Here is a 16,052-nt window from a genome sequence, read left to right on the forward strand (position 1 = left end):
TCAACCCTTCAGTCCGGTCGAGGCGATGCCCTCGATGAAGTGGCGCTGGCCGAGCAGGAAGATGACGGCAACCGGCAGCACTGACAGCACCGAGCCCGTCATGATCAGCGCATACTCGGCGTTGTACTGCGAAACGAAGGTGTTCAGCCCCAACTGGATGGTGCGCAGCTCCGGACTGCGCAGGTAGATCAGCGGGCCGAGATAGTCGTTCCAGGTGGTCACGAACGTCAGCAGGGCCAGGCTGGCCAGCGCTGGCCGGGACAACGGCAGCATGATCCGTCGGTAGATGCCGAACTCGCTGAGCCCGTCCACCCGAGCTGCTTCGCTGAGCTCCTCGGGAATCGTCTCGTAGAACTGCTTCATCAGGAACACGCCGAACGCGCCGAACGCCTGCAGCGCGACGATCGACCACAGCGTGTTCGACAACTGCAACTTCGACATGAGGATGAACTGCGGAATCATGTACGACTGCCAGGGCACCGCGATCGTCCCGACGTACGCCAGGAAGAGCGCGTTGCGGCCGGGAAAGCGGACCCGGGCGAAGCCGTAGGCGGCGAAGCTGCCGGTCACCACCTGGAGAAGGCTGACGACCACCGACAGCAGCAGCGTGTTGCCCAGCCACGTCGTCATGTCCGAGCGCTGCCAGATGTCGAGGTAGTTTCGCCACACCACGGGATCGGGGAGCCAGGTGATCGGGATGGTGAAGACGTCGCTGTTGGTCTTCAACGACGCCACCACCATCCAGTAGAACGGCAGCAGCAGCCCGGCCGCCGCGAGCACGAGGGCGGCGTACCCGACGAGCCGCCAGCCCCGGGACCGGACCGGTCGGCCGGGCGCGTCGCGGTTGCCGGGCGCGGCGACGGCCGGGGCGGGCAGCGAGAGGTCGGTAGCGGTCATCAGCTGTTCCTCCGCTTGTTGACCATGAACTGGATGACCGTGATGCTGAAGCAGATGGCGAACAGGACGACCGAGACCGCCGAGGCGTAGCCGAACTGGTTCTCCTCGAAGCCCTTCTGGTAGATGTACTGCGACAGCACCAGCGTGGACTGGCCCGGGCCGCCGCCGGTCATCACGAGGATGAGGTCGAAGACCTTGAAGCTTTCGATGGTGAGCAGCACCGTGACGAAGAAGGTGGTGTGCCGTAACCCGGGGAGGGTCACGTGCACGAACCGCTGCCACGGTGAGGCGCCGTCGGTCTCGGCCGCCTCGTAGAGCTGGGCCGGGATGGTCTGCAGGCCGGCCAGGAACAGCAGCATGTAGTAACCCATGTACCGCCAGGTGCCGACGATGATGACCGCCGGCATCGACCAGGTCGACGACGTGGTCCAGCCCGGCGCGTCATCCACCCCGACGGCGCCGAGGAGAGCGTTGATCGGGCCGTACTCCGGGCTGAACAGCTGGTTCCAGACGATCGCGATCGCCACGATCGAGGTGATGTAGGGGAAGAAGGCGACGGTGCGGAAGAACCGTACGCCGCGCAGTTTGCGGTTGAGCAGGAGCGCCAGCCCGAGTGACGCCGCGAGAGTCAGCGGGATGTGGAAGACGGTGTAGTAGACGGTGTTGCGCAGCGCGGTCCAGAAGCTCGCGTCGCTCCACATCCGCCGGAAGTTGGCGGTGCCGGTCCACTCGGCCACCCCGAAGACGTTCCAGCTGGTGAAGGCCACGTAGAACAGCACGACGACGGGTAGCAGGGTGAGCACGGCGAAGCCGACGAAGTTGGGCAGGATGAACGACCAGCCGGCGACCGTGTCGCGCGACACCAGCCGCCGGTTCCTGGGTCTCGTGCGCGGCAATGTTGCCATGGGGAGTCTCCGGAAGCGTTCGGCATGGTGGCGGGACCGGCGTGCGGTTCAGGCGCGCCGGACCCGCCATCAGCTCACTGGTTGAGGACCTCGTTCTTGGCGCGGGTCTGCGCCTTGCTCAGCTCCGCGTCGACGCCCTTGCTGTCGGAGAGGATCGCCGAGTGCGTCTCGTTGAGGAGGTTCTGAAGGCCGGCGGTGTGCTTCGACACCGGGTTCTCGGGCTTGACGGTGTGCTTGGCGTAGGCGAACTTCGACAGGTCGTCCTGCGGTACGCCGTCCAGCCCGAACAGCGTCGCGGTGACCTCGTCGGTGACCTGGGCCGGAGTGATGCCGATCCCGGCCAGCGCCTTGCCGGCGTCCGGGCCGGCCGCGTACTGGAGGAAGGCCTTGGCCGCGGCGGTCTTGGACTTGCTGATCTTCGGGTTGATCCCCAGGCCGGTCGGGTCACCGAAGGTGACAGGCGTGGCGGAGGTGCCGGTGGTGGACTTGTCGAACTGCGGCGCCGGGGCGATCCCCCACTGGAACGTGTCGGCGTCACCGCTCTTGCGCTGGTTGAGCAGCGTGGCCATGTACCAGGTGCCCATCAGCAGCATCGCCGACTGCTGCTTGCCGAACTGCGCCTGGTAGGTGAGTTTGTTGGTCTTCGCGGTGCCGAAGGTCGGCTGCGCGCCGGCCGCCTGAAGATCCAGTGACCGCTCGTAGTACGGCTTCAGGTAGCCGAAGTCACCGGAGAGCAGGTCCGCGTTGGGGGTCTGGGCGAGCGCGAATCCCTGCACTGTCGACTGGAAGGTGTGCTGGTACGCGCCGGTCGCGTTCGAGCCGGCCCCCTTCAGCCCGGTGTGCAATCGCTTCGCCGCGTCGGTGTAGTCGTCCCAGGTCCAGCTGCCGTCCGGCGGCGCCACCTTCGCCTTCGCGAACAGGTCCTTGTTGTAGAACAACACCCAAGAGTCCTGCCGGTACGGCACCGCGTACGCCTTGCCATCCACCTGGTACGGCGCGAGTGCCGGGCTCGAGCCGAGACCGGAGGCGGCGTCGGAGACATCGAGCAGCTGACCACCGCTCTGGTACGTGTAAAAGTTCTTGAGGGTCTTCATGACGTAGACGTCCGGGGCGGTGCCGGCGGCCAGGTCCGTGATCATCTGGGTGTCGTAGTCGTTGCCTGCGGCGTACTCCTTGAGCTGCACCGTCACGTTCGGGTGGGTCGCCTTGAAGCCGTCGGCGAGCGTCTTGAACTCGGGCGTGGACGACAGGGTCCAGCCGGCCAGGGTGATGGTCACCGGGGCATTGGGGTCGACTGGCTCGTCTCCGCCGCCGCAACCGGCGAGAACGAGCGTCAGAGCCGTCGCAGCGCTGATGACGGCCGGTATCGCACGCTTCATCCCTCTCTCCTTCAGGTCAAGGGGCCCGGACGGGCCCGCACTGCTACCAGGACGCCTGGGTGGGCCTGGCATGCTCCGTGTCCAGACGGGTCGACGTGCTGATCCCGTCGGGCCAGTCGACCGCCAGGTGGAGGCCGCGACCGTCCTCGTCGGCCACGGCCTGGCATGCCTGCCCGGGCGTGGCCACCGGCGCCCTGGACAGCTCCGTGAAGGTGGCGACCCATGTGCCCGGCCGGACAGGGTGGTCCAGCCAGGGCACGACCAGCCCGCCGGCCAGGGGCCCGCCGTGCGGAACGTCGGTGACACCCGCCGTTCCGCCGCCGTGAACGCTGTCGAGCCGGCTGGTCAGGTCGGCCCCGGTCACGACCGCCACACCGCCGCCGGTGGTGGCCGTCGCATCCCCGGCAATGGCCCAGCCGCCGATCCGTAGCCTCAGCGCAGCCACCTCGACGCCGTCGGCGAGGTCGTCGACGCGGGTCAGACGTAGTTCCCAGGGGCCGCGGACAAGCGAATACACAGTGAGGTGCCCGGCCGGTCGGGACCGGCCCACGCGGCCGCCGCCGTGATCGCGCTGACCCGGATCCGGGTCGACCCAGTGGGCGAGGGCACGTGACCCGGCCACGCCCACGCCGTCGGTGTCGACGTGAACGGTCAGCAGGCGCATCCCGGCGCGGTGGGTGACCTGGCCCGCGTCGTCGACGAGAGTGACGGACTGGTCGAGCGGACTGGCCCAGCCGCTGTCGTCGAGGACCGGGGTGGTGGCGGTGGAGTAGCCCAGTCGGGCGTAGAGCGGGGAATCTGAGACGGTGGCACCCTCGACGGCATGGTCGGTGCCGTGGTTGACGACGCGGACGATGCCGTCGGCACGGGTGCTGGAGACCAACCAGCCCGGCGCGTGTATCGCCCGCACCGCGTCGCGCTCCTCCACCGGCAACGGCTCCTCGGGAGTCGTCCAGACCGGATGGTCGGCGGGTAGCGCGATGCCGAGCAGGCCCTTGCTGGCCCAGTACGGCGAGCCCGGCCCGGAGTACGACTGCGCCAGACGCGGCCACGGCCGGTGCCAGCCGAGGGTGAGCAGACCTCGTTCGTCCAGGGCGTCGTTGGCGACGAAGTGACGCACGATGCGGGTGGCCGCGCCGCGCAACCGGCCGAGGCCGACCGAAGGCACGCCGGCGACGGCGCCGACCCAGAACGGCGCCGCCGCGGCGAAGCGGTAGGTCAGGCTTCGCCCCTGGATCAACGGTGAGCCGTCGGCGCCCACGAGTGCGACAGCGTCGCCCAGAAAGCGGTCGAGGCCGGCCAGGTCCCGTTCCCGGCGCTGCTCTGCCAGGTCCGCGGCGCCGGCCATGCGGGCCCACAGTGTCGGGTAGAGGTGCAGTGCCCAGCCCACGTAGTGGTCGTAGGCGCGGTCCGGCCCGTCGGACATCCAGCCGTCCCCGCGGGCGAAGCCGTCATGGGTGGTCAGGTCCTCGTTCATCTCGTCGAGCGAGTGCGGCCCGCCCACCGAACGCAGGAACGTCTGTACGACCAGCCGGAACCAGACCCAGTTGATCCGTGGGTACGTGTCGTCGCCGACCGCCGGGCGCAGATAGTCCACGACCCGCTCGTGCACCACCGACGGAAGTCGATCCCAGATCCACGGGCGGGTCATGTCCAGGACCAGCGCGATGGAGGCGGCCTCCACCTTCGCCTGGGGGTGCTCGTCCAAACGCACCCAACGGTCCGGAGAGCTCGGGTCGGTGCCAGCGGTGATGCCTGCCGTGTACCGGTCCACGAGTTCGTCCAGGCCCACGCCTCGTGCACCCGCGATGCGGAATCCCGCCAGCAGGAACGTGCGGGCGAAACCCTCCAGTCCGTCGACGGCCCGCCCGTAGCCGCCCTCCGGTCCGGGAAAGGTGACGAGGGCGTGTCCGGGTGACGCGAACGGTCGGGCAGCGGCGAGCATCCGGTCGGCGAGGGCCAACCAGTCGTTCCGGCTCCAGGTCGGGGCGGTAGCGACATCCGAGGCCGTCGCCGGTGCCACCTGGCCCGTCGTTCCGAACATCATCCGTGGTCCTGTCGCATCGATCCGTCTCCGTCGACTGTGGCGAGCGGGGCGTTGCCCATGAATGTGACGCGCAGGCATCCGCAGGGTTTCCGAAGTAAAACGCTCACAAAGGAGCAAGTCAATGCCGTTCCCAAACCGATGTGAACACACTCGATCAAGAGAGCGCACAACATGGTCTTGCCGCGCCAAGTGCTCTGATACGATCACAATCGTTCAGAGCCGCTCCATCAGTCCGAGGAGCCATGACCGACGCCGCGGAGCACGACTCCTATGCTCTTCGTCGGATGGGGAGATCAGCCGACCCGGCTCGCGATCGACGTCACCGCGTTCGGCCCGGCCGGCGCGGTCGTCCGCACCATGCAAGAGCTTTCGCCGCACGATGCGTTCCCCGGAGGTCCCCATGACCAAGGACAGCCCCGTCGTCGCCGCGACGGAGGCCCCCCGGGGGCCCCTTCAGGTCGCCCGCCGCCAGCAACTGTTGGCAGCCCTGCAACGCGACGGCTCGATGCGCGTCTCTGACCTGTCCCACGTGCTTGGCGCCGCGCCGGTCACCATCCGGCGCGACATCGCGGAGCTCGCCGCCGAAGGGCTGGTTCGCCGGGTCCACGGTGGGGTCGCCCTGATCCTGCCGGACGACGTCCCGGCAACCGACGAGCCACCCGCCGCAGGCCTGGACCGGCTGGTCGGGCGTGCCCTCGGCATGCTCGTGCCCTCCTTGGACTACTACTGGCCGGACGTGGCTCGCGGCGTCGAGGGCGCCGCCCGCGAGCTGGACATGCGTGTGGTTCTGCGCGGCTCCTCCTACGACAGTGAGGACGACCAGCCCCAACTGGCCCGCATGGTGGAGCGGATGGGCGTCGACGCGCTGATCATCGCGCCGAGCATGGACACACCGACCGCCGAGCGCACCATCGAGTGGCTCGACCAGATCGGCGTCCCGGTCGTCCTGCTGGAACGCACCGCCACGGTAGGCAGCCACCACGCTGTCATGGAGTCGGTGGTCACCGACCACGCGCTCGGTGCGGCCATGGCGGTGCGACACCTCACCTCGCTCGGACACCGCAAGGTCGGCCTGGTGCTCGACGCCAACAGCCCCACCAGCCAGCACGTGCGGCGCGGCTGGCTCGACGCCACGTCCGAGTGCGGCCTCGACTCGGCCGCGACGGTGGTGGCCGTGGCACCCGACGCACGATCACCCGAGCGGGACACAGTGCTCGACGGCATCCTCGACCAGTGCCAGGCGACCGGCACGACGGCGCTGCTGGTGCACGCCGACGCCGAGGCGATCGCGCTGGTGCAGCACTGCGAGGAGCGGCACCTGTCCGTACCCGGCGACCTCTCCATCGTGGCGTACGACGACGAGGTCGCCGGGCTCTTCAGCCCGCCGCTGACAGCGGTCCGTCCACCGCGACGCTCGATCGGACGAGCCGCCGTGCGTCTCGTCACCGACCGGCTCGCCGACCCCGACCGCCCCACCCACCGGGTCGTCATCAGCCCGTCGCTGCGGATCCGGGGGTCGACAGCGCCGCCACCCGCGTAGGCGGTCATCCCCCGGTCCGGGACGTTCGCCGATCAGGGACCAGCCGGGTGACGGGCAGCCGGCCTCCCCATCGGATGGAGTGCGCCCGCATCCTGCCGACGAGCGCCCATTCACCGGATGCGATTGCGTGAGCGCACCGCTACCATGGGTCAGCAGTCCAGAGGGAAGGGATCGTGCCCGCGTGCGAAGTCCCGTCAGCGGAGCCGCGCCGGCGTCTGCGCCGGACCGGTCCGCGCCGCTTGCGGCCGGCCGGCTGCGCCGGCTCGCCCGGCGGCTGGTGCTGCTCGCGGCCGCCGTCGGGGCCGGTTTCGTCATGGCCGCCCTGTTGCAGGGGCCGGCCGCCGCCGACGGGATGCGCAGTGGGTCCGGTGACGAGCCTCATCGGAGGATCGGCGGTCTGGTCGAGTCGGTCGCGCGGCTCACGATCGCCGAGCGCCCCAGCCAGGACCGTCAACGAGCCGCGGCTGCCGACGACCGCCGCCACGACAGGCCCCGTGCCCCGCTGGTGGTGCCCACCGGTGGGGTGGCCGCCCCCCACGAGGATCCACCCGCGACGGAGCCTCGACGGTCGGCGGGTGCGTCGAGGTTCGGCGCATCCGTCCCACCCGGCGCGACGGAGCGCGAAAGGCTCCGACCGGCCTCCGTGGCCCGCGCGGCCCAGCGTGTCGACCTGCCGCGACCGGCCGCGCCTGCACCGCGGCAGCCGGCCACCGCCGCCCCCGATCCGTCGGCGGTGCGTACGCCGGCCGGTCCGCCCGTTGTCGGCCTGGTCACCGCTCCCCTGCCGTACGTCGTCGACATCGTGGGCACCGTGCCGATCAGGCCCGTCGTCATGGGGCTCCTCCGGGTCACCGATGCCGTTCTACCACCCCCTCTCTGCCCCGTGATCGTTCCGGCGGCGGCACCTCGACTGCCCGCTCCCCCAGCGTTCGTGCCGACCGCCGTGCCGGTGACCGAGCCGGCTCCCGTACTGACAGTTCCGATGCCACCGGCGGGTCCGACGCTGGCCCTCGTACGCGCCGCAGTGCCGCCGGCCCCGGCCGCGCCACCGCCGATGTCCGTCGTCGTTCCCACGCGGGCCACGGCCCCGACGGGGCACCTCGCCGCACGCCCGGCACCGGTGGCCGCGCCGGGTTTGCTTTCTGGTGAGCCAGTCGCACCCGCCGACCAGGACGCCGCCGGCGTCGATAATCGATCGACGCCTGCACCGGGGCTGGTCCGGCCGCTCGACCGGCAGTCGCACCTCGGTGCCGGGCAACCCTGCGATCTCGTGCCGCTTCTGGTCGAGAGCCGAACTCCATCTGCGATCGCCCGCCCCGGCTGAGGCGGGTCGACCGACCCCGGTGGCTGGCCCGAGCGGCCACCTGTTCCACCCGCTGGTCGGTCGATCAGTGCCCGCTCCCGTCCTTCGTGACGGTGCGGCGGGCCGATGCCCACCCGTCTGTAGCGCACGACCGCCCTGACCAACCCGAGGATGTTCCGGGATCGGTGGCCGTCGTGACGCGTACCGGAGATCGGAGAAAACGTGGTGATCCACGTTGTCGTCGCCGAGGACATGGGTTTGCTCCGCGGGGCGCTCTGCGCCGCGCTGTCACGCGAGGAGGACATGGAGGTGGTCGCCGACGTCGAGGGTGTCGGCGAACTGTTGACGGTGGTCCGGCGGTGCCGACCACAGGTGGTGGTGCTGGCACTGACACCGGAGCTGCCCGACCCGGTGGAGGTGGTCGCCCGCATCGACGTCGAGGCGCCGCACGCAGCCGTGCTGGCGATGAGCCCTCGGTGGAGCCCGGCACTGGTGGAGGCGGCGTTGGCAGCCGGCGCGCGCGGCCTTCTCGGGAAGGACAGCTCGCTGGCCGAGTTGGTGCGGGCGATCCGCGCGCTCGCGGCCGGGGAACGGGCGATCGACCCGGCCGCGGCGATCGCGGTGTTGAGCCCTCCGGAGATGCCGTTGACGCCTCGGGAGATGGACGTGCTTCGGATGGCGGCCGAGGGCCTGCCCCTGAAGGAGATCGCCGTACGCCTCTACCTGGCACACGGGACGGTGCGCAATCACCTGTCGGTGATTCTGCGCAAGACCGGGGCCCGCAACCGGTTGGAGGCGGTGTCGCGCGCGCGGCGTAACGGCTGGTTGTAGCCGTCGGGGCGGGTCCGGAAACTCCACCGGACCCGCCCCCGTCGCCGTGCGGCGCCGCCGGATGCGTGTTTGAATGTTGACGTTGTGTGATCGCCATCGCAGTGCGGGAAGGTTCATCGTGATCCGTACCCTGCTCGCCTTGGACGGTGCCCTGGTTCTGGGCGCGCTGTCGTTCGTCCTCGCCGCCGAGGAGGACATCCGTGTCGTGGCGGAGGTGGATCGCGGCGACGCGGTCTCCGCGGCCGTCCACGCTCAACGCCCCGACGTGGTGGTGGCCGACCTCGATCTCGTCGAACAGGTCGATCCCGACCGTCTCGGCCGGTGCTCCGTCCTGGTGCTGGCCCACCCGCATCGGGCCCGGCGGTTGCGAGGCATGCTCTGCCCGACCAGGGCGGTCGGCATCCTGCGCAGTGACGCCGCCCCCCAGCGGGTCATCGACGGGATCCGCCGGCTCGCCCGCCGGGAGCCCGTGCTCGACGCGGATCTCGTCGTCGCGGCGCTGCACTCGGACGGCCCACTGACGAGCCGCGAGACGGAGGTGTTGAGGCTGACGGCGGCGGGTGCGCCGGTCGCGGAGGTGGCGGTGACGCTCGGGCTCACCCGTGGCACCGTCCGCAACCATCTCGGGCGTATCGCCCGCAAGGTGGGCGCGCGTACCCGGGTGGAGGCCGTGCGGATGGCCGGCGAGGCGGGCTGGATCTGACGGGCGTCGTGGGGGCGAATGGGCGGGGTTCAGCCCTGCCGCGCCGACGCCGCCGGGGACGGCAGCACCGAGTCCTCCCAGCAGCCGACGAGCACCCGGTAGGTGGCCGAGCGGGCCAACAACTGTTCGTGCGTCCCTACCACGGGCTCGTCGCCGTCGAGGACCAGCACCCGTCCGGCCCGCAGCGCGGAACTGATCCGGTGCGCGATCACCACGAGGGTGCCGGGCCGCCGGGCGAAGGCGGCCTCGACCCTCGCTTCCAGCACCGGGTCCAGGTGGCAGGTCGCCTCGTCGAGGACCACCAGCGGGGCGGGTGCCAGCCAGGCCCGGACCGCCGCGATGAGCTGCCGCTCGCCGGCGGAGAGCAGGGCCGGCGCGACCGGCGCGCCCAGGCCGCCCAGGCGGGTCGCCAGGGGACGCGCGCCGAGCGCGTCGAGCGCGACCTCCAGCGTGTCATCGTCGGCGTCCGGCCGAAGGTAGCGGAGGTTGTCGGCGAGACTGCCGGTGAAGACGTACGCCTCCTGGGGCACCAGCACTCGCATCCGGGCGAGAACGGCCGGCTCCACCTCGGCGACCCTCGTGCCGGCCAGGTGGACCGCGCCTGCCTGCGGCGGCACCAGACCGGCCATCAGAGCGGCCAGTGTGGACTTGCCCGCACCGCTCGGGCCCACCACGGCGAGATGATCCCGGTCGGCCAGTGTCAGCGAGAAGTTCTGCAGGACGGGCCGGGCGCGCGGGCCGTAGCCGAAGGTCAGGTCCCGGATCTCGACGGCTGGCGGAGGGCCGGCGGGACCGGTGGGCGGTCGGCAGCGGGGCATCGCGGCGGCGAGGGCTGACGGCTGGTCGTCGGGGACCTGATAGGTGCGCAGGATGTTCTCCAGGGTGACCGCGTAGCGGAGCCCGCCGCCGCCGAGACCCTGCACCAGGGTGTGCAGGGCCGGTTGCAGCCCGGTGGAGACGTAGATCAGCGCGCCCAGCACCGCGCCGGCGGTGAGACCACGCTCGACCAGCCACGGGGCGGTCACCATCAGCACCAGCAGTGGCAGCCAGCCGCCGATGCCGAGGCTGAGGCTGCGGATCGCCGCCATCCGGGCGAGCATGCGTTCGGCGGCGGCCTGCGCCGACACCCAACGTGCCACCTCCGCCGTCACGCGTGTCTGTGCGCCGCAGGCCAGCACGTCGCGGTGACCGGCCAGCGCGGTCGCCGCCGACTGGCCGAGCTGCTCACCGGCCCGGACGTAGGCGCGCTGGTGCGTGACCATCGCCGGCAGCGCGGCGAGAAACACGACCAGACCGGCGACCAGCGGCGCGACCGCCAGCGCCGCCACCACCGGCGCCAGGGCGAGCAGGCCGAGCAGGGCCGCGCCAGCGGAGAAGAGGAAACCGCGGGTCACCATCAGCAGACCGGCGAAGGTGTCGCGGACGATCTCCATCTGGTGGGTCAGCCGGGTCACGGCGGCGCTGTCCGGACGACCACCCGCCCTGGTGGCATCGCGTAGCGCGCCCCGGATCACCTGAGCGGCCACCTCGTCGCGGAACGGCTCAACCACGGCGCCGAGACTCCGGTACGTCCGACCGGTGGCCGCCGCGCCGACCAGTACGGCCACGGCGAGGACCCCCAACCAGGCCAGGCCGTTGAGCAGACGTCCGGCCAGAAATCCCTCGTCGACGGCACGGGCGACCAGGTAGCCGGCGAGCAGCGCGGGCAGCGACTCGACAAGCGACCAGCCGCCGAGCCCGGCGAGTTCCCGCCGACGGGCCCGTAGCGCCCGCCAGGTCACCCGGCGTACGCCGGGACGGCTCACGACCCACCGCCGGCCGGCTGGAAGACGGCACGGTAGTCCGGGTCGGCCCACAGTTGCCGGTGCGGTGCGAGGCCGCGCAGCCGACCGCCGTCCAGCCAGGCGACGAGGTCGGCCGCAGCGGCCGCCGCGGTCCGGTGGGTGACCACCAGTCGGGTACGCCCCCCGGCGCGCCCGAGAACCGCCTCGGTGATCCGGTGTTCGGTGGCGGTGTCGAGGCTGGACGTCGCGTCGTCCAGGATGAGCAGCCGTTCGGCGGCGAACGCGCGGGCCAGGCCGAGGCGTTGGGTCTCGCCCCCGGAGAGCGGTGTGTCCACCAGCGGGGTGCGGTAGCCGCCGGGCAGACGGTCGATCACGTCGGCGACCGCCGCCATCCGGGCCGCTCGCAGAACCCCCTCGGTGGCCGGGCTCCGATCGGCCGGCGGCGCCGCCGCGTCGACCGGCAGCGCCAAGCCGATCGCGTCGTGGACGGTCGCGCCGATCAGCACCGGCCGGTCGAAGGCGTAGCCGACGGCCCGGCGCAGCGCCGCCGCGTCGAGGTCCCGCAGCGGCACCCCGTCCAGTCGCACCTCACCGCGGTCGGGGTCGTACAACCGTCCCGCCACGGCCGCCAGGGTCGACTTGCCGGCACCAGACGATCCGACGACGGCCACTGTCGCGCCGGCCGGCACGTCCAAATCGACGCCGTCCAGGATGGGCCGGCCGTCGTCGGCGTGCACGCACACCCCGCGCAGTCGCAGGGCGCCGCCGCCGGGTGGAAGGGGCCGCTCGCCTGCCAGCGTGGCGGGCTGCGTCAGCAGCTCGGCGACCCGGTGTGCTCCCGCGCGGCTGCGGACCAGGTGGTTCAGGGTGGCGAGCACCGCGCCGAGCCCGGCGCCCATGGCCGCGTACCGGACCGCGGCGACCAGTTCGCCCGGTGTGAGCCAGCCTGCGGTCAGGGCGTACCCGCCGACCGCGATGACGCTCAGGTTCAGCAGCGGCGCCACGGCGGAGGTGCGCGCACTCGCCCGGGCCAGCAGTCCCCAGGTACGCCGGCCGTGCCGGTCCAGCTCCGGTAGGTCCGCCAGCACCCGGTCCTCCTCGCGGCGGGTGGTGCCGGCGGCGGCGATGGTCCGGGCACCGGTCAACGACTCCAACAGTCGGCCGGCGATGCTGCCGAGCACCCGCTGGTACCCGGCGGTCGCGGCCGAGGCGTCGGCCACGAAGGCGCGCATGAGGACGGCGAGCACGCCGAGACCGGCGAGCAGGGTGAGACCGAGGACCGGTTCCATGATGGCGAGCGCGACGACGCTGCCCAGCGGCGGAAGCACCGCCACGATGGCCAGGACCACGGCGTTGCCGGCCTGTCCCGCGTCGGCGGCCTGGCCGACCAACCGGCCGACGAGATCACCGACCGGGTGCCGGCGGGTGGCGCGGACGTCCACGGCGAACAGGTGACGCAGTAGGCGCTGGCGCAGCGCGGCGGTGGCGCGCGCCGCACCGAACCCGCTGGCCAGGTCGGTCAGGGTGTCGACGCAGATGAGGACGACGACCAGGGCGCAGGCGGACACCGCCCACCAGGCGGAGCCGCCGTCGAGGGCGGCGTCGACGGCGCGGCCGAGGGCCGCGGGGAGCAACAGTTCGGCGGCCGCGCCGAGCAGCGCGACCGCCGCGAGTCCGGCGGTCCAGCCGCCGCCCGCCAGGACCGTCTGCCGCAGCAGCCTGTCCCCCACGGCGAACGTCGGCATCGGTCCTCCCGTTGGTACGCGGTTGCCCTGGGTGGGTACGTCTACCCACCCAGGGCCCCACGTGTGCGTGGATCAGTTGCAGGTCGTGACGGAGAGCGAGCTGTCGCCGCAGAGCAGCAGGCTCGCCCGGCTACCGCCACCGGTGCGGTCGGCCGGAGCCATCTCCAGGCCCTGGAGGTCCAGAAGTGCCATGTCGTTCACCTCCCTTCCTTCCGTTCGCCGATCAGGTCGCCCCCGCTGTCGCGGGGGAGTCTGTCCGCGCCCGGCAGGGGCGCGAGAAAGGGCAGCGCCGGCGGCTGGTCGTGCTGCGCGCTGGCCAGCGCGTACAGCACGCCGGCGGTGCCGGTGCCGAAGTCCATCGAGAGCCGCAGCAACTGCTCACCGGGGAATGCGGTCCCCTCCTGGTACGGCAGTGCGTGCCAGGCCAGCCGATCCAGCTGCGCGCGAAGTTCGCGGGGGTCGGCGTCGTCGGTCGAGGCGGCGAGGTAGGCGATGATGCCGGCCCGGCCGGCGAACAGCCCGGACTGTGCGTAGAACGGTGAGCGCGCCGCGCGGCGGATCCCCGCGCTCGCCTCGGCGAACCGGTCGTCGGCCCGGTGGCGCAGGTACTGGTCGAGGACCAGCCCGATACCGACACTGCCGTGCGCCAGGTAGGGCATGGTGCGCCAGCCCTCGTTGACCTCCAGGGCACCGTCCGGACGCAGCACACACCGGCGCAGATCCTGACGCAGCGCCGTGGCGGCGTGCCCCAACAGCTCGTCGTCGCCGCTGAGCTCGTAGAGCCGCAGCAGCATCAGCGCCGGTCCGGTCCGGCCCCGCAACAGCCCGGCGTACGGGTTACGTCCGCCGCTGACGTCCGGGCCCGGGTCGTCGGCCAGCTGCCCGATCACACGCTCGGCGGCCCGCCACGCGGCGTCGCGCAACGACATCTCCCCGGTGCGCGCGGCCAACTCGGCCAGGTTGAGCGCGATCCCGGACAGTCCGCTGGCCAGGCTGTGGTCGAGCCCGTCCAGGGGTTCCCGCAGGCAGATGTCGAGAACGTCCAGCGCGTCCTGCCGGCGTCCGAGGTGAACGAGTGCGTACGCGACGCCATGCAGCCCGTCGTAGAAGCCGCAGCGGGTGCCGGACGGGGGCGCTGTCGCCCGCCGCACCAGCCAGTCTTCGTGCTCGGGCCACCGCCCGGCACCGCTCTTGTCGAGCGCGTACAGCACGCCCGCCGCCCCGTGGGCGAGGTTGAGGCCGCCGCTGCGGAACTGCTCGATGTCACCGGGAAAGAGCCGGTCGTCGCGCTCGGGGGTGGCGCTGGCCACGATCGCCGTCGTCAGCCGGGCCCGCATGGTGCGCCAGTCATCCGCGTCGAGATTCCCTCGCGGTTCCGCTGTGACGCGCGGCTCACCGGTGATCTCCTCGACCGCCGGATCGAGGAAGGACCTCGGCACCGGGAAGTTCGCGGCGATGATGTCGGCCAGGTGAGTGACCTTCTCCGGGGCAAGCCGGACCAGCTGGGTCAGTGGCAGGAACAGCGCCAACCGCAGGCACGCCAGGGCGTACCGGTCGACCGCCGGCCCGCTGCGGTCCCTCGGTGCCGCGAAGCCCTGATTGCGCAGCCCGGGTCGGCGGTGCCCGGCGATCGGGGCGGCCACTTCGAAGTCGACCAGGGCGACCCGGTCGTCCGGCCGGATCATGATGTTGAACAGGTGCAGGTCCCCGTAGACCAGGCCGCGCTCGTGGATCGCCGCCACGACGGATTCGACCTGCTCGTAGGTCTGGCGGGCCCACCGGGAGTACGCCGCCCGGTCGTCGTCGGTCGCGTCGGCGTCGATCAGCGGGTACCGGTCGACCAGCACCTTGTTCAGCGGTCGGCCCTCGATGAACTCGAGCGCGAGGAACCGGTGCTCGCCGAGGACGAACTCGTCGTGCACCCGGGGCACCTGCGGCAGGTCGGCGAGTTGCCGTAGGGCCTGCGCCTCGCGGGCCAGCCGGGCGACGGCATCGGTGCCGTCGGCGTCCAGGCCGGCGTGCGGTCGGGCCTCCTTCAGCACCACAGCGGTGTCGGTACGCAGGTCCCTGCCCACGTACAGGCCGCCGCCGTTCGAGAAGTGGATCACCCGCTCGATCCGGTACGGCACCTCGTCCGTGCTGGTGCCGCTCCGGGCGGCCAGGTGCGGGCCGAGGAAGTCGGGCAGGGTGACCCAGGACGGTACGTGAAAGACGGGCTCCCGGCGGTCCGGTACCAGCGTGCCGCCGTCGTCCTCGATCGCCGGCACCACCTGACCGTCTGGCGAGTGGCAGTAGCGGGCGGCGAAGCCGCCGTAGCGCACGTAGACCGGGCCCGCGCCGTAGCGGAGGTCACTGAGGATGTACGGCCCGGTCTCGCCGGTCAGCAGTTCGTCGAGCTCCTTGCAGGCCAGCTCCAGCTCCGCGTCATCGCGCGGATAGACAGTGATGAACTTGCCGCTGGCGGCCCGGGCGGCGTACTTGGAATTGCGCAGCAGCAGCGTGCGCGGCCCGCGCAGGAACTTGAAGGACAGCCCGCGGGGGACGCAGTAGTTCCAGACCGCGTCCAGCACCCGCTCGGCGTTCCCCAGACCGGCCGACACATGAATCTTCCAGCCCTGCTGCGGCAGCGAGCCGCCGTCGGGCGCGTAGATCAGCCAGTCGTCGAGCGGCTCACGGCGCCAGCCGGTCGGCGTCGGCCGGTCGGCGGCCGGGAAGACGGGCTGTGCGACGGCGCTGCCGAGCGAGTCGTAGAACAGCCGATCCGCGGCGCAGTAGCTGTCGTAGCGTTCGTCCACCGTCTCGCCGCCCCTCGAACTCGGCCGGCTGTTGTTCCGGCGTTGAATCGAGTCTCATCGACGGGACGTGGTGGGCTCCAGTGCGCTTAGTCACGACGTTCGATGCGGGGTGCACAGGTACTC

12 protein-coding genes are annotated in these 16,052 nt (G+C 71.7%); 4 read left to right on the top strand and 8 right to left on the bottom strand.

What is annotated here, in order from left to right; genetic code table 11:
- From FB453_RS21255 to FB453_RS21270, 4 genes are all read right to left on the bottom strand, one after another.
- Positions 1–897, bottom strand: coding sequence for a carbohydrate ABC transporter permease (locus FB453_RS21255; protein ID WP_145792712.1), 897 nt, complete (start codon positions 895–897; stop codon positions 1–3).
- Complete coding sequence (locus tag FB453_RS21260) at positions 897–1,760, bottom strand: carbohydrate ABC transporter permease (protein WP_486480360.1); 864 nt, start codon at positions 1,758–1,760, stop codon at positions 897–899. The genes FB453_RS21255 and FB453_RS21260 overlap by 1 nt, the downstream gene beginning before the upstream one ends.
- Before the next feature lie 116 nt (positions 1,761–1,876).
- On the bottom strand, positions 1,877–3,181 hold the full coding sequence (locus FB453_RS21265) for an extracellular solute-binding protein (protein WP_145792716.1): 1,305 nt from the start codon (positions 3,179–3,181) through the stop codon (positions 1,877–1,879).
- Positions 3,182–3,224: 43 nt separating this feature from the next.
- Positions 3,225–5,228, bottom strand: coding sequence for a DUF2264 domain-containing protein (locus FB453_RS21270; protein WP_145792718.1), 2,004 nt, complete (start codon positions 5,226–5,228; stop codon positions 3,225–3,227).
- 400 nt (positions 5,229–5,628) lie between these two features.
- Between FB453_RS21270 and FB453_RS21275 the strand changes: the two genes are divergently transcribed.
- The 4 genes from FB453_RS21275 to FB453_RS21290 all read left to right on the top strand — a co-directional run bounded on the left by FB453_RS21275 (position 5,629) and on the right by FB453_RS21290 (position 9,605).
- Positions 5,629–6,768, top strand: coding sequence for a substrate-binding domain-containing protein (locus FB453_RS21275; protein WP_145792720.1), 1,140 nt, complete (start codon positions 5,629–5,631; stop codon positions 6,766–6,768).
- 181 nt (positions 6,769–6,949) lie between these two features.
- Positions 6,950–8,092 (top strand): hypothetical protein, encoded by a 1,143-nt coding sequence (locus tag FB453_RS21280; RefSeq protein ID WP_145792722.1) that lies wholly within the window; start codon positions 6,950–6,952, stop codon positions 8,090–8,092.
- Between the two features lie 201 nt (positions 8,093–8,293).
- Entirely contained in the window at positions 8,294–8,902 is a 609-nt protein-coding gene (locus tag FB453_RS21285; RefSeq protein ID WP_145792724.1) for a response regulator transcription factor, read from the top strand.
- A gap of 118 nt (positions 8,903–9,020) precedes the next feature.
- Complete coding sequence (locus FB453_RS21290) at positions 9,021–9,605, top strand: response regulator transcription factor (protein WP_145792726.1); 585 nt, start codon at positions 9,021–9,023, stop codon at positions 9,603–9,605.
- Positions 9,606–9,634: 29 nt separating this feature from the next.
- Here the strand turns inward: FB453_RS21290 and FB453_RS21295 are convergent, their stop codons facing one another.
- From FB453_RS21295 to lanKC, 4 genes are all read right to left on the bottom strand, one after another.
- Positions 9,635–11,410 (bottom strand): ATP-binding cassette domain-containing protein, encoded by a 1,776-nt coding sequence (locus FB453_RS21295; RefSeq protein ID WP_145792729.1) that lies wholly within the window; start codon positions 11,408–11,410, stop codon positions 9,635–9,637.
- On the bottom strand, positions 11,407–13,134 hold the full coding sequence (locus FB453_RS21300) for an ABC transporter ATP-binding protein (RefSeq protein WP_145792731.1): 1,728 nt from the start codon (positions 13,132–13,134) through the stop codon (positions 11,407–11,409). Before FB453_RS21300 ends, FB453_RS21295 begins: the two co-directional genes overlap by 4 nt.
- 72 nt (positions 13,135–13,206) lie before the next feature.
- Complete coding sequence (locus FB453_RS21305) at positions 13,207–13,326, bottom strand: SapB/AmfS family lanthipeptide (RefSeq protein ID WP_013734295.1); 120 nt, start codon at positions 13,324–13,326, stop codon at positions 13,207–13,209.
- 5 nt (positions 13,327–13,331) lie between these two features.
- The gene (lanKC, locus tag FB453_RS21310) at positions 13,332–15,929 is read right to left on the bottom strand and encodes a class III lanthionine synthetase LanKC (protein ID WP_145792733.1); all 2,598 of its coding nucleotides are present in this window, start codon (positions 15,927–15,929) and stop codon (positions 13,332–13,334) included.
- Positions 15,930–16,052: the final 123 nt, after the last annotated feature.

This window comes from Micromonospora sp. CNZ322 (genome assembly GCF_007827755.1).

Bases quoted from the DNA above. Each gene is read 5' to 3' on its own strand.
- FB453_RS21255 (WP_145792712.1), bottom strand. From the start codon at position 897: ATGACCGCTACCGACCTCTCGCTGCCCGCCCCGGCCGTCGCCGCGCCC.
- FB453_RS21265 (WP_145792716.1), bottom strand. From the start codon at position 3,181: ATGAAGCGTGCGATACCGGCCGTCATCAGCGCTGCGACGGCTCTGACG.
- FB453_RS21270 (WP_145792718.1), bottom strand. From the start codon at position 5,228: ATGATGTTCGGAACGACGGGCCAGGTGGCACCGGCGACGGCCTCGGAT.
- FB453_RS21275 (WP_145792720.1), top strand. From the start codon at position 5,629: ATGACCAAGGACAGCCCCGTCGTCGCCGCGACGGAGGCCCCCCGGGGG.
- FB453_RS21300 (WP_145792731.1), bottom strand. From the start codon at position 13,134: ATGCCGACGTTCGCCGTGGGGGACAGGCTGCTGCGGCAGACGGTCCTG.
- FB453_RS21305 (WP_013734295.1), bottom strand. From the start codon at position 13,326: ATGGCACTTCTGGACCTCCAGGGCCTGGAGATGGCTCCGGCCGACCGC.